Genomic DNA, 22,269 nt, shown 5'->3' on the forward strand with positions numbered 1-22,269 from the left:
TACAAGCTTTACGCGAACGCATCCAAGAGATATTCGACCAACTTACATTTGAGCAAGTAATTTCTGTCTCTTCTTATAACTTTATCTTGGAAGCTCTTTTCTATGCAGCTTCACATTAAATTGGTATTAGTTACAAGACTGAGAAAAGATTTCGCTCCATTTGAATGGACTTGAGCTATTGGCCAGGAAAGAAATTTCCTGGCGGATGATGGTGCTAATCCAGAATGATGCAAGATATCAGTTAAAACCGACTTTTGTTATGTAGCCCAGGATTTGATTCGTAGGCTGACTATTACAAAAATGTGGTAATCACAAAACTTTATATCTCATTCAAACGAGAAGGCAATTAAGCACCTATTTACTTAGCTCACAAAATCGTTCCAGTTTCTTTCAAAAAAACTCGTGTAAATGGTTCATCTTCACCCAAAGTATAATCTTCAATCAACCCTTTGCGACGAATAGAAATATCGTTGCCTTTTCTAATCACCACAGTAGAACCATCGAAAACATCCCGGACTAACATCATCTCAGTTTCGGTGGGATTATCCAAAACTACCATATTGCTACTTCGGTAAAACATGCCCTCTTCATCTAGGATGTCTTCCGCATACTCGGCAATCAGCAAATCAAGTTTTGGATGACGCAGCAAAGTTTGGACATTGCTGTTGTAATCTTTACTTAATACTTTTTTCGCCCGGTTCACAAAAACTGCATCACGACAAACAGCACCTATTGTCCAGTTGGGATGTTGTAAAAGGATATGGTCAATCGTTACTTGCAGTTCTTCAACTGATATTTTATTAAAGGTAATAATCGGTATCCTAGCATCTGTACCCGACTCAAAAAAGGTTTCTAAAATATGAGAAGGCACATCAACGCTTTCACCAACAGAAGGTTTAAGATGCATTAAAACGCCTGGTGCAGCGTTGATTTCTAAGATAGCAAAGTTACTGGATTTCCAAGATTCCGAGAGACTTTTGGTGATGACATCAATACCAAGGCAAGTCAGCTGGAAGTGTTGGGCAATATCTTGCGCCAAGATAATATTGTCATCATGAACCGTGTGCGTTGCATCGATGCTCATACCGCCAGCGGAAAGATTGGCAACTTTACGCAGGTAAACAGTGCGACCCTTCTCAATAACGCTGTCTAATGATAAGCGCTGTTCATCTAAGTAGAGTTCCATCGCTTCATCAATCTGAATTTTACTCATCGGCGAGGTAGGTGTGTCTAGCCGTGCAGGTTTGCGGTTCTCTAGACGGATTAACTCTGCAAGCGTTAAGTAGCCATCACCAACAACCGATGCTGGACGGCGTTCTGTGGCGGCAACAAATCTGCCATTTACACACAACAAGCGAAAATCTGATCCAGAAATACTTTTCTCAACAATTATCCGAGTTAGCTGATCTTCGGGAATCGCTGCCAGCGCCCTATTATAAGCAGATTCCAGTTCTTTGGAGTCTTGCACATCAGCCGTGACACCAATTCCTTTGTGACCTACCACTGGCTTAACTGCCACTGGGTAGCCAATTTGTCTGGCTGTGATTAAGGCTTCCTTTTCAGAGAAGACGATATCACCTTCAGGGACTGGGAAACCCAACGTTTTTAAAAATGCCTTGCAGTCATCTTTACGGGTGGTAAACTCCGAATCTAGATGACTATCACAGTTAAATGTTGTTGCTACCCCGCGGACATGTTTTTTTCCCAACCCGTATTGCATTAATCCTTCTTCCCACAAATAAAACGCGGGAATACCTTTTTCGTAGGCTGTTCGCAATAGGGCATAAACCGTGGGGCCACCATAGACAGATGCGCGGAATTTATTTTGCAGCCTCACCAACTGTTCATCAAAGGTAAAGTCTTCGTCTTGGGTAATAGCTTCAAACCAATCCCAAACAAAATAAACTACCTCTCTAGTTGTGCGTTCATGTAGTGATTGGACGCTAATCCGCACGAAATCAGGATATGGCTTAACACTCCAACGTTTAAGGTGCAAATCCATGTCCAGCTTTCCGACTTCGGATACAACTTGGGCAAAAAGATGAGCATAAGATTCGTAGCTTTGGCTGCCCAGTTGTGGATAGCGATCGCCAATGCTTGCAATATAATCTTCAACAGGCAAAGGCTCTCTAGAGTCAACTAGAGCAAAGTCAAATACTAGCGCCCCTATATCTAAATAGGGGTTGGGCCCAACATAATGCTTGAAGTTGAAAATGTCGAATACATCCGTTCTTCTAGCATTAATGCGGACTAAATCACTGCTTTTTTGTAGAACCATTGATTACGAACCTTTGGCTAAACACCCTGAAATTTAGATACTGAGTTATGGTTACTCAGACTTATTGATTGTAAATTGATTCACATTATTTTTGGAGAGTGATGGCAACAGCCATTGATCTAATCAGAACCCAAGTTAACTTTATTAGTAACTATTTTCAACTATCTCAAGGCATAATTTAATCACCCCTTCCTCAGCAAAGCCAATTCATCCTCATGAATAGTCAAAGATATAACTTTTGAAGGGTACAACACTCACCCAATAGTTTGTATAAATAAATGTGCGGTATTGAAAAGACAGCAAAGCATGAATAGCACAAAAGCTGCTCTAAGAGATGAAATTCGGCAACTTGCTGAGGAAGCTTTTCACCAAAAGCTGATTTCTGGGCACGGTGACGGCCCGGACATGAATGAGTATCAAATTGTCTACCAAGGCAAACCCAGGCATCTGCCACTGGAACAAGCACGTTTTTTCTTAACTAACTTGCTTTACAGAAGTCGTATTCATTAGGAATTACCATCAAACATTTCATTTACTTGGCTAGAGTTAATATCAGTTATTTAACAATTGCACGATAAATTTTCAATCGGCAATTAGTAAGAAGATAATCAACAATGCCTCTAGAAAATATTTCTAGAGGTACTTGGTGTTATGGGTTTTATTACGTCAACGAAAATTAATGAGGATAGCTTTTTATGTAATTTTTCCGAAAAATCTGTTGATCCCAATTGCGATGCGATCGCCGCTCGCAAAGAAATTTTAATACTACCTTCTATCAGGTGATCTACCAAAGGGATGATTTGATAGTTTAATTGTCATGATTTAGTGAAATTTATTAACTCACATCAGGAGCCATCATGGTGGAAAGTAATTCCAAACGGCAGTTGGTAATTATTGGCGGAGCTGAAGACAAGGATGGAGATTCCCAAATTCTGCGGGACTTTGTGCGACGCGCTGGCGGTACGAAGGCGTACATTGTGATTATGACGGCAGCGACAGAATTACCAAGAGAAGTCGGAGAAAATTATATTAGAGTTTTTGAGCGATTGGGAGCCGAGAATGTTCGCATCCTTGATACAGAAACCCGCGAAGATGCATCTTCATCTACCGCATTAGAAGCAATTAGTAAAGCAACTGGGGTATTTTTTACTGGGGGAGACCAAGCTCGCATCACCAGCATCCTCAAGGGTACCGAAATAGATAAGGCGATTCATCAACGGTTCTCTGAAGGTATAGTTATTGCAGGCACAAGCGCTGGAGCAGCCGTGATGCCAGATAAAATGATAGTGGAAGGTGATTCACAGACACATCCTCGCATTGAAACCGTCGAAATGGGCCCCGGTCTAGGCTTTTTACCAGGAGTGGTAATTGACCAGCATTTTTCTCAGCGTGGACGCTTAGGACGCTTAATTTCAGCTTTAATACTAGAACCTGCTGTTTTGGGATTCGGTATTGACGAGAATACCGCTATGGTAGTTACAGATAACCAAATTGAAGTGATTGGTGAAGGTGCGGTTACGATTGTCGATGAATCAGAGGCTACATACAACAATATGGGCGAAATATTGAAGGATGAACCTTTGGCAATTTGCGGAGCAAAGCTTCATATTTTGCCACATGGTTTCAAGTTTGATCTGAAAACCCGCCAGCCTATCCTAAATAATGTCTCTGTGCCAAATGTTTCTGTACCTGTTGGTTGAATCAACACCTAACTTTTAACAGGTGCGTTTAAATTGAGTCAATAATTAATACTTAGAAGATTAGTGACATTTATCTCTTGAACATCCTCCCAAATCCTCTCAGAAATAGCGGACATAGCCCCGCATTTTCAGGAGGAAAGGGAGGATTAATTATTGATATTTTTTATCTTAAATTTAGCAAACTCCTACAACTAAGTAAGTAGGCAAGAATTAACTAAACTATGTTACGCAATTTAAAAAGCTGTTCCACCTTTAACTTGTATAATTAGGGCGGGTAAAATGTCCATCTCACAAGACTTTGATTAAATTTAGATATGCACACTATATATAGAACAGCTTATCAACTTCTATGACAATCTACTTTTATAGCACTCGTGAAGAATATGGCTGTTTCTCTAACTTTTCGCCGCACGGTTTTGAATTAGATGGATTGTATTGGCCAACTAGCGAACACTACTTTCAAGCGCAAAAGTTTGTAGGTACACCTCATGTAAAACAAATCTGCCTAGTCAAAACACCCAAAGATGCGGCAAGAATGGGGCGTGAAAGAACCCGTCCCCTACGTCAAGATTGGGAACAAGTTAAAGACGACATCATGCGGCAAGCTGTGCTATGTAAATTTCAAACTCATACAGATATCAGGGATATCTTACTTTCCACAGGCAATGCAGAAATTGTTGAAAACTCGCCCATCGATTTTTACTGGGGTTGCGGAGCCGATGGTAGTGGTAAAAATATGCTAGGAAAAATTTTAATGGAGGTGCGAGAGATATTGCACCATACATACAGCGCAGATGTTGATAATAGAAATGTTAAATAACATTCTTGCTATGAATGCTTGCTTCAATATCGACTTTTATAATCGATATTAAAGCCGAGACAGACAATTAAAGGCGTGAAACTAAGATTACTAGGCTCACACTTTTAGTAATACATTGCCTTGAAAAAATATTTTTATATTTTCTAGTTTTAAAAACACACTCGCCTAAACTTCTGAAATTTACATCCTTGTTGAGTAGGTTAAAAGCAGCAATTCTTCCCAGGATTGACACTCTGTGCTTTAAAGACGTTTTTATATTTGAAAGTTTACTATTGGCTAAGTAACAATTATAGTTATTACTCTTCATAGGTGGTAATCTGAAAGCCTCGATCAACGATTCAATAACGAAGCGATCGCTTATGATGAACTCTCACCCCTGCTAAACGTAGGCTGTGGTAAACCAACCTGATGAAAGATACCTTCTGGTTTTGGGAACACTAGATTTAACAACAGACTTAACAGGTAAGGGTTGATGTCTAAAGACGAATGGAATAACAGATCGAAAAATACAGTTCCCCTGCAATTACCCATAACATACTTAAAACCAGTGAAGCGTAATACAATTACTCATGAATTTGATTCTGGTTCACAAGCAGAAATATTACCTTTACAGGAAAGTGACGAAAATTTATCAGAAGCATCCAATCTACTACGCCAAGGAATTCAACAGCAGCAAACTGGTGAATTAATAGCAGCACTGAAGTCTTTACAACAATCCTTGGGGCTGTTTCAGGCAGTTGGGGATTTGCAAAAACAAGCACAGGCACTTTCTTTTTTAGGATTGGTAACTTACAGCGCTGGAGATTACAAAGGTGCTATCTCCTACTCACAACAGTGTCTGTCTTTGCTCAAGAACACCTCAGATTTAGCAGTGCAAATGCAAGCACTTTCCCATTTAGGCAATGCATATCGTCACCTGAATGACCATAACAAGGCTATTGAATTTCTGGAAAAGTGTTTGAAAATAACGCAACAGTTGCAAGACAAACGAAGTCAAGTGGCGGCACTGAATAATTTGGGATTGGTGTATAAAGCTTTAGGCAACTTTACAAAAGCAATTGAGTATCAGCAGCAAAGCCTAGAGATTGTGCGCGAACTCAAAGATAATTGGGGAGAGGAACAGGTACTCAAGAATTTGGGTAATGCTTGGTATGCTTTGGACAATTACCCAAAAGCGATCGCTTATTATGAGCAATGTGTAGTGATAGCACGCTCATTAAAAAATGTTCGCAGTGCTTCTCAAGTGCTAAAGAACTTGGGGAATGCTTGTTATGCCTTAGGCGATTATGCTAAAGCTATTAAGTATTATGAAGAACGTTTGCAATTAGCCAAAGAAATTCAAGACAAGCGTAGCGAGGAACAGTCTTTAGGTAGTTTAGGAGTTGCCTGTGAAGCTTTGGGTGATTATGCTAAAGCCATTAAGTATTATGAAGAACGTTTGCTATTAGCTAGGAAGATTAAAGATCGGCGCAGTGAAGAACAAGCTCTTGCGAGTCTGAAAGCTGCTTGCTACGCCTTGGGCGATTATGCCAAAGCTATGCAATACCAGCAAGGAACATCTCCAAATAGTTAAAAAGCAAGACAGGGAAACAATTTAAAATTACTCACACAGATCCATTTCCCCTATTGTCTTTTGTTGCTGGAGGTATACGAGAACTTCTAATGTATCTACTTGGGGAAATTGGGCGTAAAAATTACTCACACTCCTAAAAGGTTCTGGTGTTTCCAAGACAATTGTGCGATCGCCCCACTGTTCTAACCAGGGTAGCAATGTTTGTGGCGCTACTGGAGTACATAGCCAAACTGCTGCTGGAGAAAGCGTTTTGATAGCAACTGCCGCTACCGCTATTGTCATACCCGTAGCAATGCCATCATCAACTAAGATGAGCGTAGCATTCTCTGTATTCACCTGCGGACAAGCAGGAATTAATTGAGCCTCAAGAGATTTAGCTTGGTCGATCGCTTTATTTAAAGCTACTTCCCGCCACCGCGCATCATGTTTAAGGCGAAATAGCTTTTGATCAGTCCAAAGCACATTTCCAAAAGTAGTGATTGCACCAATTGCTAACTCTGGGTTTTCTGGATGGGTAATCTTTTTCGCCACAACAATTGTCAACGGACAATCCAAAAGACGTGCTATTGGTGCTGCTACTGGTACACCCCCTCTTGGCAAAGCATAAACAATTGGTATAGGCTTTACCCCAGAATCAATAGCTTGCTGAGTCAAAACATCATGAATCACTTGCGCCAATTCCTCACCCGCATGGGTGCGATCGGCGAAAAATGGGGTATGTGACATGGTTTCCCCCAGCATGTTAGGACGGCACTGCTTTTATCATGACTGAATTTTGTCTCAAATTAACTGATACAATAAGATTTGTATAAATAATTAAGTATTCAGCAAAAGTCTATTTATCTTGATAAATCTCCAACCAGAGCAGTATTTAACTCAGATAAGACAGATGGTGCTGATGCCAAAATCCTAATTTTCATGAGCAGCGAAACCCAACTCAGTCTCTTCGACGACTCAACCCTTAACCAACGAGAACTGATTCCTACAGACGCTAAAATTGCGATCGCTCCCGGAACTTATTCTGCCATGACGGAGTTGGCACAGCATTGCAATAGCTGCCACCGTTGTGCATTGGGAGACACTCGGACTCATGCTGTCGTCGGACGCGGTAATCTCAAAGCACCAATTATGGTTATAGGGGAAGCGCCTGGTCAAAATGAAGATGAAACCGGCTTACCATTTGTAGGCAGATCGGGACAGTTGCTGGAGAAAATTCTCGCATCTGTGAATCTGACTACTGAGCAAGATGTATACATTGCCAATATCAATAAATGTCGTCCACCAGATAATAGAGTTCCCACTCCTGTGGAAGTGGCGGCTTGTCTACCCTACTTACTAGAACAAATTCGCCTAGTTGACCCTAAAATAATCCTGTTAACAGGTGCAACTGCTGTCAAAGGTATCACTGGCGATAAGCGGGGGATTACAAAAATTCGCGGACAATGGCTGGAGTGGGAAGGGCGTTTATGTATGCCAATTTTTCATCCTTCCTACTTGCTGCGTAACCCTTCTAAAGAAAGAGGTGCGCCTAAATGGTTGATGTGGCAGGATATTCAGGCAGTGCGTGCCAAGTTAGACGAAATTCAAAATCACAGCTAATTTGATAAATTCGCTTAAATTATATTATTTCACTAATTGCGATCGCCTGCTTTGATTGAAGTGGAAGCGATGCCTACGGCGGGCTACGCCTACGCACCTGGCTTAAGTTACCATTACGTCCAGTCAGTCAAGGAAATATAACTCACCAAAATTATTCCTCATCAAATTCATCTATTATTAGTTTTTGAGCAGTGTGTCACACAAACAAAATCTGAACACTATCATCAACAATAGTGAAAACAATCCCATAGGTATTTCATCTGTTTCCATAAATTTAGTTTCAGTTGACACCAATGGGCAATGCCATGCCCCTACGATAAATCTAAATGTATTAGGATTTTCGTGAATTGGTATTAGAGGTCTTTTGGCTGTAAATTCAGTTTGCCTGATCGTGAGTTACCTTTTTCAGTTCTTGCCATCTTTCTCGCAGTCGCTTCAAGTTAGGAGTATGACCACCATAACGCCAGCCAACATAGGCTTGGCTAATCTCATCTATTACCTCAGCAGTTGCTGGAGCATGATGCTGGTATGATCCTCTGGCATACTCTAAGGGTGTTTGTGCTGGATGCTTACCTAAACCTTTTTGGCTTGTCCATTGCAGCATTTGTTGATAAAGGCTCTCCATCGCTGGCAATTTCTTTAACCATCGACGATTGCGCCACTCTCGCCACTGACCCCAAGCCAGCCAACTTAAGAAAGCCGTTGTAGTACCCACAATTAAGCCAGTCAATACGCCGAACCAACCTTGGGAGAATAAAGCTAAAAACCAAGTGATCGCTCTAATCACCCACTTCAATATTGTCCCAAATACATTATTCAACAAACCTGTCACTGGAGATGGTAGCCATCCAGCAACCCAGTGCCACAACTGGCGTAATACACTAAAAGTCTGAGTATCCTCGATTGAAGGTGGTATTAGAGGATGATTGGGAATCGGGTCAAAGGCAAACCAGCCATATTTGGGAAAATATACTTCTGTCATCGCATAAGCATCAGTATTACGGACAATATATAGCCCTGTAAATGGATTAAATTGTCCTGCACTAAACCCTGCTACCAATCGCGCTGGGATACCAATAGAACGTAGCATTACCGTGAGAACTGTTGAAAAGTGGTCTGGATAACCACCTTTATATTTGAATAAAAAAGCTTCTACTAAGTCATCTTTTTCTCCCAAATAAGGCAAATCTAAGGGATTTTGGGGAAAAGAGTAGTTTTGCTTGAGGTATTGAGCTAGGTAAAGAGTCTTTTCATAGGGTGAATCTAGGCTTTTAGAAGACTTTGCGACTCGTTCCCGATTGTAGTTAGCGAGAATTTCTTCGGTGCGTTGCCGAACTTTTTCAGCAATTTCAGGAGGAATTTGCAGATAATGCTTTTTAATCTGTTGCGGATAATTACTAGAAGCTTGACCTAATAAAGTGCGATCGCGGTATGGTACTTCAGAAACTACTGTGTAGGTGAGTCCTTCTGATAATTCCACAGGCGATCGCAATCCATTTTCTGTATCAACCGCGATCATTGGTGTCGGAAAGTAAATCTCTTTGGGATAAGCCATCGCCGGAATTAGGTTAGGCAAATCCGCCACCACTGTATAAGTTTGCACTATCTCTTGGGTTTTCCCAGTAATCAAAGGTGGGTTCAGGAAAATTTGGTAAGACCAAGGCGATCGCCTGATGGTTGTAACATTATCATTACGGGAAACTTCCCATCCCTTACCTGTATAACGGTCAAATCCTAGAACTCGCCAAAAACCCTCAGCTTGCGATCGTACCCGCATGACAATTTTAGGTTTCATCTCGCCCCGCAAGTTTTGGTTAATCTGGCTATTAAAACCGTAATAAAAGTTATTATCTACTTTACCTGGTTGACCAGTTCGGTTTTGTCCTGTACCACCGCTACCACTGCCTTGATTATTACCATTACCTTGGCGGACATAACCGGCATTGATGATACTACGTCCTGTGAAACTGCCTTTTACTTGAATAGCAGAACTTACAGGAAAATTCCGTAACTGATAGCCAGGGAATCTGGGTAAAACAGCAAAAATTGCCAGCCCCAGACTGACAATTAGCAAAAAAGTCAGAATTAAAAATTTAAAATTAAGAGTTGAGGAATTCTTCTGATTGAATTTTTCCTTTTGAGTTTTTAAGGGCTGCAAACCCAAGCGTGAGCGATAGTCTAATATTAAAGTTGGGAGAGCGATCGCTAAAAATAACAGCAACACAGGTGCAAATGCTAAAGTTTGACTTAGCGTTGCCGCCACACCCAATAAAATTAGTCCTATAACAATCGAATAACCCAAATTTTTGCGGCGGGGTGTATCAAAGCTGTGCAACACCTGGAGTTGAATTAATAACTCTGCTAAACTCAACCGCGTATCATTCAACTCCCCCACCAACCGTCCAAAGAAAGCACCCAGTGCTACTAACATTCCTATAGCGATACAAAACTTAACTGCAACATTGGCATCGCGGCGACGATAGTAACTCCAAATCGCACCTAATACACTTAAAGGTAACGCCCAAAAACTGAATGAAGTTTCAGCCGCGATATCTGTCGCCCCAATTCCCAAAATAACCAACGCTAGCACCAGCACCCGCAAGGAAATTGAATCTTCCACTTCTATCAAAGGCGACCCCTGCGGATTTTGCTGCCAGAAATTACCTACAGGGACACGCCAAAACCGATTCATCTTGGATAAGTTGAGCATTTCGAGTCTAAGTGTAGATGCCACGGAAACTATGCTGAGGACGAAACTGTTCGCCCTACTTTAAAGTATTCCCCTTAGAAGAAGCTTTCTTATCCTGCCTTTAAGCAACTATGAAGGTTTAGCGCGTATTTTACAAATTAAAACCCCTCGCTGGAGTTTGAAAACCCTGTTGTTATCCTTTCCTTATGCTTCCCTTCTTCTGGTGGACAAGAAAAGCAAAGGAACAGATGTAACTTACTTTCCCTTAGAAGTAACGCGATACGCTTGGGTTAAGCATTTCTTTTTTCTCTCTGCGTTCTCTGCGCCTCTGCGGTAGCTGCTTCTCTACGTTCCCTGCGGGACACTTACACGCAGCTTGCTTCCCCGGAGGGGTACGCGCAGCCTGTCGCAGATAGAAGCTCCGTGAATGCGTCTAAGTTAAATAAATTGACTTTGATAAAGAGTTTTAGCCTTAACCCAAGTGCGTTAGTATATAAAGTTACCAAAAACTGTGAACTGTAATACCAAGAGCAATACAGTTCAGATAAGACCAAAAAACTTGTAGAGACGGCGATTTATCGCGTCTCAAAAACCCAAAATTTTTGCCAGTAGCCCTTAACTGAACCGTATTGATACCAAGAGAGAACATATTTTTGTATAAAAAACAATGCCAGCGAATAAATTTCGTTTTGGAAAATTGGTGGCTTGGTAAAATAGAGGCGAGGCAAAATTAGCAGAACACAAGAAACTAACTCGTTTCTCAGGCTTTGGTAGTAACCGAGTGTACTGACGAGTACCCACAAAAAATCAGTTATGGGGTGGAGGGTAAGCCTACACCCACTGGTTAATTCCACGCCTTAAGTTCCGCAAACGATACAAGTAAGCACCCTGTTGCTAGTAATGTCGATAAGACAACAAAGCCCCAAGGCAACAGCTAGAAAAGGTTACCTTAAGATATTCTGTATTACGTACTAGCGGTGGCAATTAAGGTTACACAGTGGGATTAATGACAAATAAGAGTGGCTGTTGGTCTATTTCTGGAAACTCAACTTCCAGAGTATAAGTTGGGTTAAGTTGCTCGCAGCCTAACTCTACACTTAAGTACTCCGAAGTCGAAGATGTTGCCATTGCTAAAGTGCCACTTCCCCGAAGTGTCAAAGTTCCTTTAACGGGTAACTCAGCCTGGACAAGTAACTTAGTAAGTTTACCTACAGACTGATACTCTACTCTGATATTTAAAGTACCGACACTGGTTAGCCATTCTCTTTCTACCACTGGACTAGTTGCTGAAAGTGGTAGAGTCAGATTTTCCAGCAGTTGTTTAGCTGCTAGCAACGACAAAGCCATCTGTTGACGCGGTTGTAAATCTGAGTAATCGCTCTGAATATTGGGAATTGTCTCCAGAGTATTTACAGACCGATAGGTACTTCTTAGGACCAATCCCGCGATATCGTTTAGTGCTTGAGACTCGTTGGGAAAAAAGTTTTCCACCACTTGAACTAATTTTGCTCCCAGCGGTACCGAAGATGTCACCATCGCCTGACATTTTTCCAGCAATTGCTGGAAAACTCTCTCCGGTAGGGGACGCGGCAGGTTCAGCTTTGACTGTTGTACCATCCACCCCCAGGCAGGAACGAGCGTCATCGACGGCTCATCAACAAAATCGGGATAGTCGATTAATTGTGTTTCCCAGGGAAACAAAGGTGGGTGATCTTGGGCTTGGATTTGTAACCGACGCTTAAGGACGGCTTGAAAACGATCTTGCACAGTAGGAATTTCTCCCAATTGAAAGGCCTGGGGTGTTCCTCCCAATTTTGGCTCATTGCTTTTTGAAGCAGTGGCTTCATTGTGGAGGTGTTTTACCCCGTCATTTTGCTCACATTCTACAGATGGCTCGGTATTTTTGACATCATCTATCAATAACCAACCGAGACACTGAGATTGTAAGGATTCTGAGTCACTATTCATGAGTAGATGCACCTGATCCGGAAACTAATGAGTTACGAATTTCCCAAGCTTGCTCAAGAATCTTAAACCATCGTTTTTGAAGTTGTGCCATTGACAGCCCTAAAGTTTTTGCGATCTTTTCATCGGCTTGTCCTTGTTGCTTTAACTCTAATAAAGACCGTTGCTTATTGTCCAGCTGTGCTGTGTATACTTGCCATTGCTGCGGAGTTAAGCCCAAATTGGTGTGCAAAGAGGCTTCCAGCCACTCGTGAACTAATTCCCAACGGTGTAACAATGCAAACCGAATCAAATGATACTTGAAGCGCTGCTGTAAATAATCTCTCTGACGAGGGGTTAAACCTAAAATCGACTCAATTTCCTGCGCTGATAGATCCTGGAGGCGGAGGGAAAAGTAATCAGCACAGTCAGATTGTTGCCGTTGTTCGAGATAATTCATTAATTCTGTAACTACAACGGAACGCAAGGTATCTTCTTCAGGTTCAGGTTCGGCTTGCGTTGCCATTGTGGAGCGCAATTGATGCACTGCTGGTTCTTCCCAAGAACCATCGGCTTCACTATTGCTGCCTTCTGCGGCTTGTTCTATATCTACGCTGGTTTCTGGGGGCTGCTGTTGGGAAAAAGTTTGCGCCCGCAAGATAATTAGCTGCTGCTGACGGCCTGGTAAGGGAATGCGTCGCTTGCCGTAGCGCTCGGTAAATGCCATGTACTCGGACAATTCTAGAAGCGTCTGAGGGCGATAAGTAGCACCGAGTTGATTTTCTCGCCGGAAAGCGTTTAATGCTTCCAGATAAAAACTTTGTAAGAAATCTTCAATTATAGTCAGTCGCCCTTGATAACTCAATTGCTTCTGAGGCGGATTAATGTATCGATAAATAATTGCACTCAGAGTACTGTGTAATTCTACCCTGCCCCGATTTGAACCCAACTGATAGTACCTGAGACACTGCTGTAGCCGATGCCGAGCCAGGGTCATCGCCGAGCTTTCTACAGTTCCAGAAGCTTGGATACGTTTGCTTTCATGGCAAATCCGATATACTTCGGTGGTAATACGTGTTGCTACGTCGTGGCAATTCTGTTCCGAAGCTTTGGTTGATTGTTGAAACTCCCTGGACAGGAGTTGAAAGATCACCTCCACGCCTTTAGAATTTTCTCCCAGAATAGTTGCAGATGGAATAGTTGCGGTTGCGGCTGAATTCATAGTCTCGGTTTTCAAAAGACCCTAAGTATTTAAATACAACCTGTACGACTGTGGGTATTGGCTTTTTCAGTTTTACGTATAAGCTAAACGCAGACCAATCCTACATTGAGAATGTGGCTGATTTTATTATTCCCAACTTCGATGGGATTGTTCACACTTTGATAGATGTTATTGCCATTACCCAGGAGTCGTATACAAGTCATTATGGATTTAGAAGCACAAATTCAATTGCTGATTGACAATGCACCCCGCGATGGTATAACACCACATCTGATTGCAGCAATTGCTCCTGCCCTTAGAGCGATCGCTCAAAAATTACGTTACTCCCAGTACTATATTCTCCAAAATTCGGAGTCAAGCTGGGTTTTAACTACATTGAGCAATCGTGCTAATCCAGGATTGGAAAAGCGTGTGATTTACGCTTTCCCTACCATACAGGATGTCTCTCTAATTTCCCCTGCTGGGCTTGACCCTCAAATGCTAGCTAAAATTATTCCTGTCACCCATATTTTGTTCCAATTGGTGGCATTGGAACCCGTAGATAGCATCATTTTTTTGGAAACGCCGGGTCAGACCACTCATACCGTTGAAATTCGGCGAACTGATCTGGAAAAACTTATGCAGCAACAGTTGCGACAACAGCGATCGCCTAAACAGATACCCCCTGATATTGCATAGAAAAATTTTGGATGTGGGATTTTTTAGATACAATCCCACATCCAAAATTTTAAATCTCAAATTTGTTTGAAAAAGTTTTTGATAAAGAGAAATTAATGCCGATCACTAAGCTTTTAGTTCTTTAAAGAACTAAGCGATCGGCTTAATTTTCCGCCTAATCTAAAATTAGTTAACAAACAGTTATCTGTGAACATTTTTCAAATTTTAGCTTACCATTAAGCCAATTTTTTCCACCTAAGAACAGGTAGAAGGTTTCGCTTGGGGTCTAAAGCCCCATTTTGTACCTGTTAACTGGTAAGTGATTTAATATAGGCGACTCAGTGTGTACTCAGCTATGTTAATCAATGCCTGGTGGGATTCTGAGGGTGGGAGAACTGCAAGATGTTCAATTGCTAACTTAGCGTGGTGAGCAGCTAACTCTCGTGCCTGCTGTATACCTTGACTATCTTGAATTAGTTCCAGTGCTTGCTCTAAATCCCCTTCTTGAGCAAACTCTCGGTCAATCAGCACTTCCAAGGATGGTTTTTCTGCTAAAGCAAATAAAACGGGTGCAGTCAGATTACCACTTTTAAGATCCGACCCCACTGGTTTACCCAAGGTATCTGTTGTACTGGTGAAATCTAGAATATCGTCAACAATTTGAAATGCTATACCAAAATGACGACCGTAGCTATACATGTGCTCAACAGTTTCACGGGAGACTTCACTGAGCAACCCAGCAGCTTTAGAACTGTTGGCTATTAATGAAGCTGTTTTGTAATAACTCTTTTGGAGGTAAGTTTCAATAGAGATGCCAGCATCAAAACGATTCAGCCCCTGCTGGATCTCTCCAGTAGCCAGATCCATAATGACTTCTGAGAGCAGTTTCACCACCTCCAAGTTGTCCAAGTTTGCTAAATACCAGGACGATTGGGCAAAAAGAAAATCTCCTGCTAATATGGCAATGCGATTACCGAACAAACTATGAACGGTAGGAACGCCTCGCCGCACGTCTGATTCATCTACCACATCGTCATGTACCAAGCTTGCTGTATGAATCATTTCTGTAATCTCAGCTAGGCGGCGATGACGGGGTGTAATGTCTTGATCTAACATTGTTGCCCGCGATATTAGCAGGACAATTGCTGGTCTGATACGCTTTCCCCCAGCTCCGAATAAATGTTCGGCTGCTGCAAACAGAATGGGGTGGCGGTTTCCAACTAGCTGTTTTAGGTTATCTGCTAGTAGTCGCAGGTCTGCTTCCACAGGGGTAAACAGGGAGGTGGCTGGGGTCATGGATGGGCGGACTCTGACTTAGGTTACGAAAGTTTACATATCCTACACTCATTTTAAGATAACCCTGTGCCAGCGCAAAGTTTTCATCAGGTAATCCCATTTTCATGAGTTTATCGGTGATAGTTAAAGTTAATGGTGAGTTTGTCAATAAGCAATTATGCTTAATTTTTGATAATTTAGGTTTTAATCTAACTTAAAACATGAATCCTCAGTATATGAAAATAAATATCAGCTTAAATTATATTAAGTAGTTTCCTAGTACACATTTATCGCTACAGTTCAAAGTACAGTTTGAGTAATATTGCTTATTGACAAAATAGATTCTATTTAAATACTTACCAATTAGGTAAGACTAAATTTCTTCAGGGCTGAAGTGTAGCTATTCAAAAAAATTTAAATTTAGTAGTCGAATGGGCTTCAAATTCAGGGTTGTTGTGTTACGCTAAAATATAGGAATTATAAATTTTTCAGATATTCACACCCCAAAAGTAAGTCACTTGCTAAGTGGTTTTACTGTATCAGGGGTGTGAGTCTAAAATAATTAGTCGTAGCTTAGATTAAAGGAATTATTCCTTTGATTTTTTCTACGATATGCAAAACTCCTGGTTTGGAGCTATGCAATACCCATATGGGAGCCGCTACACGTCTTCAGTGCACGTTGAGCGCAAGCATTGCTCTTTTCACAGCAGTGTGAGCAAGAATAACGCAGATCCAGTAGACCGCTGAGAATCGTAGTTTTAGATTGCCATTTAGCAATCTAACTGCTGTGGGATCTATGGTCTGCAAGAAGTCGCATCAAACAATAAATTCTTTGTCCGTAGAGAATTTAATCTCTATAGGTAATTTTACCATAGGAAACTACAGCGATCAAGGATGCACTTGGTTGGCTGAGGTTCTACTAATTTTATGGAATTTTGTATTCGTTTGAAAAGCTGCTAGTAGAACAATGATTTACGGAAGTATACCTATGATGATTTTTATTTTAGCGTCTGGATATTTGTTCACGGTCTACCTGTTATTAGCCCTGGCAAAGCGAACGGGTACAAAGACTGTTGCTACAATTTTCCCTTCATCTGCCGAAGGAAAACACAAGCAAGAGATATCAGTAAGGGCAAAAGTGACTGAAGCAGTTAATAGTCAATAGTCATTTGTCCTTCATTCTTCGTCATTTATCATTTGTTTTGATTAAAGGACTAAAAACTAACACCGATTACTTGTGAGGTCACATAGAACAAGGGGCTTAAGCCCCTTGTCTCACTAAGCCTAATTTTGTACAGTTTCACAAAGAATTGGTATAAGGACAAATTAGTTTTATTGGAGTTGGGAAATAGCGGTATCGGTGAAGCAAACCTCTTCAACCATTGGAGTATAGCCTAGCCATTGCACTCCTGACTGAGAAAACTGTTGCGGACACCCGCTGACGGCGAAGCGAGTTGGCAGTGGTAGGTGGGTATTTTTTAAGCTTAATAAGTCTAGCTCTTGGGCACAAGCTGCCACAACATGAACAGCTGGATCAACTAGTTGGACTTGAGAGGGGAGGAGCGATCGCAATACTGGTGTAAGGTGAGGATAATGGGTACAGCCATGAACTAAAGTGTCAATTTCCTGTTCTAGTAAAGGCTGTAGATAGGCTCGTGCGACTTCAGCAGTATAGGGGTCGTGAATGCGGTTTTGTTCGATGAGTGGCACAAACTCTGGGCATCCAACTTGCCAGACTTGGACATCAGGAGCAATTTCGAGTATGGCGTGCTTATAAGCATTACTCTTAGCCGTAGCTGGAGTAGCAATTACACCAATCCGCTTTCCTTGCTGCACCGCAGCTTTTGCACCTGGTAGAATTACTCCCAAAATAGGTATGTTGAATTCCTGACGCACGGTTTCTAGGGCTAGGGCAGAACTGGTGTTGCAAGCCATAATTACCATTTTTACCCGCTGCTGTTGTAGCCAAGTAAGAATTTCACGCGTAAATTGTAAAATTTCTGCTTGTGAACGAATTCCGTAAGGAAGTCGAGCTGTATCCCCAAAGTAAATAATTGATTCATTGGGGAGTTGCCGATATAGTTGTCGCAGTACCGTCAGTCCACCCACACCACTGTCAAAAATACCTATTGGGGCACGTTGGGGTTCTTGAGCAGAAAAATCGTCAAGATTAGCTTCAAAGATCGAAGATGAATACACAGGCAGATATTAATTTAGGTTTTGGGATTTAAAATACAGAATTTAGCAGACAATTTGCTAATTGACCACTAAATTCTGGATGCCAAAGGAGTCTAAATACCACCTTTTTAATTAGTAATTTGTACTATATTAGCGCTGTAAGTATTTTAGAATGCCACGAGCGATCGCTTCTGCCATACGATTTTGATACTCTGGTGTTCCCAATCTGGGATTATCCTCGTAACCACTCATATAGCCTGTTTCCACTAAAATCGAGGGCATAGAGCTTTTTCTGAGAACATAGAATCTAGCTTTGCGGGTTCCCCGGTCTTTAATGGTGGGGATGTCTTGGAGAATGGAATTGCGAACTACTTCAGCCAAAGCATAACCACTTTCGTAATAATACACTTCTAACCCATTCACATCAGGACGACGATCAACCGAATTAGCGTGAATACTGACAAACAAAGTCGCATTAACTCGCTCGGCGATGTCTACCCGTCCCTGAAGTTCTACGAAAAAGTCAGCATCCCGTGTTAGCACTGCTTGTACACCATTTTGCTCTAAAATGGCTGCTACCCTTTTACCAATAGGTAGGATTACATCCTTTTCTAACAGTCCGCCCAGACCAGGAGCACCTGGGTCTTTTCCACCATGTCCTGGGTCAATCACAACTAGTAATTTCCCTCTGGGAACCGAGGGGCGCGGCTGTGGTTGGGATATAGGACGGGGATTATCTATGGAGTTTGGGAATTGACCTTGGTTTGATGATGGCAGAGGAGGTAAAGCAATAGGGGGTGTGACACTAGCAGAGCGTTGTAATTGTAAAGCCAAAAGCTGGTCACCAAGCTGGTTGAGTTCCCCAATTTGTACTCCAGCTGCTGGTTGAACCAAGACAGTGACAGTATTGGACTGTTGTGGTTGCAGGCGGACTCGCAGGATAGGGCTATTAGCATTAAAAGTCGGGCCTGTAACTTTGGCAGCTAACTGAGCATTGTTAATGGAAATGCGGTACAGACCAGAAGTTCTATCCCAGCCTCCCATAGCAGATAAAGCTTGGTCGGATCTAATCAACAGTTGTGTACCGTTATTAGCCAGTTCCACAGACTGAATAGTAGCAGGTGAGGTGTTAGTAGATGGTATAGGGCGTGGACTATTACCTCCAGGAAACTGGGCAATGCCACGACTGGGCAAAACTACAAAACCACCAACACTGCTAGTAGTTGCTCGCCAATTTTGACTATTTTCGTCCACCTGTAAAGTCATGCGAACAACAGATGGGCTTGTTTGCAGTTGGCTGAACTGAATGCGGCTGACACCATAGCGATTAATCGACAAATCGCGCTGTTCTAGACTTGGTGATAAAGTAGCGTCAGCAATATCGATGTTAATTGCCCTTTGATCGTTGCTACGATTTACCTGAATCTGAGGATTACCACCATTGGTGCGGATGAAAAAACCATCACCTGTGACTTGTAAGTTATCAATTTGAGTAATCCTGGCGGCAACCATTCCATTTTTAGGTGGATTAACAGGACTTGTTGTCACCACGTTGTAAATATTTCTTGGCGAGAAGACTGGTGGAGATGTTCTCGGTGAAGTTTCTGTTGCTATAGCTTGCTCTTGTTGCCCACCAGTATTTGTTGAGGGTACATTTTCAGCTTCTGGAGTAGGTAATTGCACCATCCAGCGTTCACGAAGTGTCCCCGCAGGGGATTCGCCAGTTCTGCCAACAAATTGTACTCTCTTAGGGTCAAAAGTATAACCAGGAGTTAGTTCAACGACTATGCGCGTTGTTTGTTCGTCAAACTGCCCAACACGGATAGCGCGAATTGCACCGCCCACCTGTTGGGTTAGCTGCGGACGCTCAAATGTGGTTCCTGGCAAATCTATTACCAAACGAGTGGGGTTAAAAATTAATTGTGCTTGGGGTTGAACATTCCCTAAAGTATTAATTTCCAGCCTGTTTTGATTGGCATCAAAACGCCAAGATTCGAGTTTCGCGGCCATTGCCGGCGACGATAACATGAAGATAGTCCCAATAGTACTGGATAGTAACCAGCGTAATTTCACAGTCTTTTCTCCTAATTCACATTCATGGGAGCCGTTAATATCTCAACATATTGGCAAATCCTCACACCGTCACCGCGCACACTTGAGTTTTGCGCTGTTATTAAGACACAGCTAATGGCGTAAAATATAGCACGCTCCTCTGATTTTGCCATGCCATTAGCTTAGATAAGTTTGACTTGCAAAGCATCAGATGACAATAACAAAGAAGCTACTCCTGTCCCGCAGCAAGAATACTTAAATTGTTTTACTACTAAATTGGATAAAAATGGTCAAGATTAGATGTATTTACTCAATAATTTAGACTAAATTACTTATCTTCTCTTTAGATACTGAAGGATGCCACGAGCGATCGCATCTGCCATTTGATTTTGGTAAGCGGAGCTTCTGAGTTTAGCGTTATCATCTCGACCGGTCAAATAACCTGTTTCTACGAGAATCGAAGGCATAGAACTTTTTCTGAGAACAAAAAATCTGGCTCGCCGCACTCCTCTATCTCTGACATTTACATTTTGGAGAATACTGTTATGGACAGTGCGAGCTAGACCCAAACCACTATCGTAATAATATGTTTCTAAGCCACTGACATCAGAACGACCTGGGCCAACTGCATTAGCGTGAATACTAACAAAGACATCAGCATTCGCCCGCTCTGCTAATTGCACGCGTCCCGGAAGAGTAACGAAATAGTCAGAATCCCGCGTCATAACTACTTGTACGCCATTTTGCTGCAAGACCTGAGCTATTCTTTTGCTAATAGGCAGTATTACATCTTTTTCTCGTAAGCCTCCCAGACCTACTGCTCCAGGGTCTTTACCGCCATGTCCGGGGTCAATGAGAACCACCACTCGCCCATTGGTAACTCGGCGCTGTGGTTGTGTTGGAGGTTGGGGATTGGGATTGTTTGGGTCTGGGAATGGGCCCCGGTTTGGTGGTGGTAGCGGAGGTAAAGCAAAGGGGGGTCTGCCGGGGGGGATTGCAACAATTCGACGAGAGCCTTGTATTGGTAAAGCCAAAAGCTGGTCGCCGATTTGCTGGGGTTGCCCAAGTTGCACTCCGGCTGCTGGTTGAACTAAAACAACGACTGTATTAGGTTCTTGGGGTTGCAGACGTACCCGGAGAATGGGGCTATTGGGAGCAAAAGTAGGGCCTGTAACTCTGGGAGCTAACTTTGCATTGGTAATTGTGACGCGGAACAGACCTGATGATCTATCCCAACTTCCTGTGGCAGATAAAGTTTGGTCTCCTCTAATTAGGAGTTGTGTGCCATTGTCAGCCAGTTGCACAGACTCAATTGTAGCTGGCGAGTTCGCAGATGCTCTGCTGGGAAGGGAAACAGGTTCTGACTGATTGTCAAAATTATTACTTCCAGGCAATCTAACAACGCGACTGGGCAAAACTACCAAACCACCACCGTTACTATTAGTTGCTCGCCAGTCTGGGCTATTTTTATCTACCCGTAAACTCAAGCGGACACCAGGAGGTTGGGTTTGTAATCGGGTGAATTCGACGCGGCTAATACCATGTTTGTTAACAGGTATATTATTCGCAAGACGTGGTGATAAAGATGCGCTAGAGATATCCATGAAGATGGTAGCGCGATCGCGACTGCGAATTACCTGAATCGGAGGATTGCTACCACTAGTGCGGATGAACAACCCATCGCCTGTTACTTGTAAGCTCTCAAGTTGAGTCGCCCCTCGTGTAGTATTGGCAACCCTTGAAATATTAGGTTGCGGCTCAGAGTCTGGGGTAACAACAGTGTAAGCACTTCTGGGAGATGAGGTGGGAGGTGAGGCTACTCTATCAACTTCTGGTCTAGGTAATTGCACTGTCCAGCGATCGCCAGTTGTACCAACAAATTGCACTCGTTTGGGGTCTAAAGTATAACCAGGAGTCAGTTCGACAACTATACGTGTTGTTTCTGTATCAAACTGCCCAACACGGATCGAGCGAATTCCACCGCCCACCTGTTGGGTTATTTGTGGACGCCCAAATGTGGTTCCTGGTAAATCAATTACCAGCCGAGTCGGGTTAAAAATTAGTTGTGCCTGGGGTTGAACATTCCCTAAAGTATTAATTTCCAGCCTGTTTTGATTGGCATCAAAGCGCCAAGATTCTAGTCTCGCGGCCATTACAGGCGACGATAGCATGAAGATAGTTCCAATAGTGCTGGGTAGTAACCAGTGTAATTTCACAGTCCTTTCTCCTAATTCACGTTCATGGGAGCCGTCAATATCTCAACTCATTGGTAAATCATCACA

General features: G+C 42.4%; 17 protein-coding genes. 7 read left to right on the forward strand and 10 right to left on the reverse strand.

Annotated features, from left to right (window positions below; genetic code table 11):
* Positions 1-367: 367 nt before the first annotated feature.
* Positions 368-2,278: an acetate--CoA ligase family protein gene (locus H6G92_RS24395; protein ID WP_190896625.1), complete on the reverse strand. Its 1,911-nt coding sequence runs from the start codon at positions 2,276-2,278 to the stop codon at positions 368-370.
* Between the two features lie 306 nt (positions 2,279-2,584).
* On the opposite strand from H6G92_RS24395, the gene H6G92_RS24400 reads away from it, so the two are divergent.
* The 4 genes from H6G92_RS24400 to H6G92_RS24415 all read left to right on the forward strand — a co-directional run bounded on the left by H6G92_RS24400 (position 2,585) and on the right by H6G92_RS24415 (position 6,371).
* The gene (locus H6G92_RS24400) at positions 2,585-2,788 is read left to right on the forward strand and encodes a hypothetical protein (protein WP_190896627.1); all 204 of its coding nucleotides are present in this window, start codon (positions 2,585-2,587) and stop codon (positions 2,786-2,788) included.
* 347 nt (positions 2,789-3,135) lie between these two features.
* Positions 3,136-3,978 (forward strand): cyanophycinase, encoded by an 843-nt coding sequence (locus tag H6G92_RS24405; RefSeq protein ID WP_190896629.1) that lies wholly within the window; start codon positions 3,136-3,138, stop codon positions 3,976-3,978.
* 349 nt (positions 3,979-4,327) lie between these two features.
* Positions 4,328-4,798, forward strand: a complete 471-nt coding sequence (locus H6G92_RS24410) for an NADAR family protein (RefSeq protein WP_190896631.1) — start codon at positions 4,328-4,330, stop codon at positions 4,796-4,798.
* A 472-nt stretch (positions 4,799-5,270) separates the two neighbouring features.
* Positions 5,271-6,371, forward strand: coding sequence for a tetratricopeptide repeat protein (locus tag H6G92_RS24415; RefSeq protein WP_190896633.1), 1,101 nt, complete (start codon positions 5,271-5,273; stop codon positions 6,369-6,371).
* Positions 6,372-6,398: 27 nt separating this feature from the next.
* Here H6G92_RS24415 and H6G92_RS24420 read toward each other — a convergent pair whose 3' ends face one another.
* The gene (locus H6G92_RS24420) at positions 6,399-7,097 is read right to left on the reverse strand and encodes a phosphoribosyltransferase (protein ID WP_190896635.1); all 699 of its coding nucleotides are present in this window, start codon (positions 7,095-7,097) and stop codon (positions 6,399-6,401) included.
* A gap of 192 nt (positions 7,098-7,289) precedes the next feature.
* Between H6G92_RS24420 and H6G92_RS24425 the strand changes: the two genes are divergently transcribed.
* Entirely contained in the window at positions 7,290-7,970 is a 681-nt protein-coding gene (locus H6G92_RS24425) for a uracil-DNA glycosylase (protein WP_190896636.1), read from the forward strand.
* A gap of 376 nt (positions 7,971-8,346) precedes the next feature.
* Here the strand turns inward: H6G92_RS24425 and H6G92_RS24430 are convergent, their stop codons facing one another.
* The 4 genes from H6G92_RS24430 to hetZ form a co-directional block, all read right to left on the reverse strand.
* A complete protein-coding gene (locus H6G92_RS24430; RefSeq protein WP_190896744.1) occupies positions 8,347-10,662 on the reverse strand; it encodes a transglutaminase TgpA family protein in 2,316 nt (771 codons plus the stop codon).
* A gap of 572 nt (positions 10,663-11,234) precedes the next feature.
* Positions 11,235-11,513 carry a hypothetical protein gene (locus H6G92_RS24435; RefSeq protein ID WP_190896639.1) on the reverse strand — a complete coding sequence of 93 codons (279 nt, stop codon included), beginning with the start codon at positions 11,511-11,513 and terminating at the stop codon, positions 11,235-11,237.
* A 136-nt stretch (positions 11,514-11,649) separates the two neighbouring features.
* Entirely contained in the window at positions 11,650-12,627 is a 978-nt protein-coding gene (locus H6G92_RS24440) for a PatU (protein WP_190896641.1), read from the reverse strand.
* Positions 12,620-13,825 carry a heterocyst differentiation protein HetZ gene (gene hetZ / locus H6G92_RS24445; RefSeq protein ID WP_190896643.1) on the reverse strand — a complete coding sequence of 402 codons (1,206 nt, stop codon included), beginning with the start codon at positions 13,823-13,825 and terminating at the stop codon, positions 12,620-12,622. Before hetZ ends, H6G92_RS24440 begins: the two co-directional genes overlap by 8 nt.
* Positions 13,826-14,029: 204 nt before the next feature.
* On the opposite strand from hetZ, the gene H6G92_RS24450 reads away from it, so the two are divergent.
* Positions 14,030-14,503 carry a hypothetical protein gene (locus H6G92_RS24450; protein WP_190896645.1) on the forward strand — a complete coding sequence of 158 codons (474 nt, stop codon included), beginning with the start codon at positions 14,030-14,032 and terminating at the stop codon, positions 14,501-14,503.
* A 303-nt stretch (positions 14,504-14,806) separates the two neighbouring features.
* Here the strand turns inward: H6G92_RS24450 and sds are convergent, their stop codons facing one another.
* Positions 14,807-15,778 (reverse strand): solanesyl diphosphate synthase, encoded by a 972-nt coding sequence (gene sds / locus H6G92_RS24455; RefSeq protein ID WP_190896647.1) that lies wholly within the window; start codon positions 15,776-15,778, stop codon positions 14,807-14,809.
* Between the two features lie 946 nt (positions 15,779-16,724).
* On the opposite strand from sds, the gene H6G92_RS24460 reads away from it, so the two are divergent.
* Positions 16,725-16,922 (forward strand): hypothetical protein, encoded by a 198-nt coding sequence (locus H6G92_RS24460; protein ID WP_190896650.1) that lies wholly within the window; start codon positions 16,725-16,727, stop codon positions 16,920-16,922.
* Positions 16,923-17,089: 167 nt separating this feature from the next.
* On the opposite strand, the gene murI is transcribed toward H6G92_RS24460, so the two are convergent.
* From murI to H6G92_RS24475, 3 genes are all read right to left on the reverse strand, one after another.
* On the reverse strand, positions 17,090-17,956 hold the full coding sequence (gene murI / locus H6G92_RS24465; RefSeq protein WP_190896652.1) for a glutamate racemase: 867 nt from the start codon (positions 17,954-17,956) through the stop codon (positions 17,090-17,092).
* A gap of 129 nt (positions 17,957-18,085) precedes the next feature.
* Positions 18,086-20,008 (reverse strand): N-acetylmuramoyl-L-alanine amidase, encoded by a 1,923-nt coding sequence (locus H6G92_RS24470; protein ID WP_190896654.1) that lies wholly within the window; start codon positions 20,006-20,008, stop codon positions 18,086-18,088.
* 311 nt (positions 20,009-20,319) lie between these two features.
* Entirely contained in the window at positions 20,320-22,203 is a 1,884-nt protein-coding gene (locus H6G92_RS24475; protein ID WP_190896656.1) for an N-acetylmuramoyl-L-alanine amidase, read from the reverse strand.
* Positions 22,204-22,269 lie beyond the last annotated feature (66 nt).

Source organism: Nostoc foliaceum FACHB-393, from assembly GCF_014698505.1.
Classification (GTDB): Bacteria; Cyanobacteriota; Cyanobacteriia; order Cyanobacteriales; family Nostocaceae; genus Nostoc; species Nostoc foliaceum_A.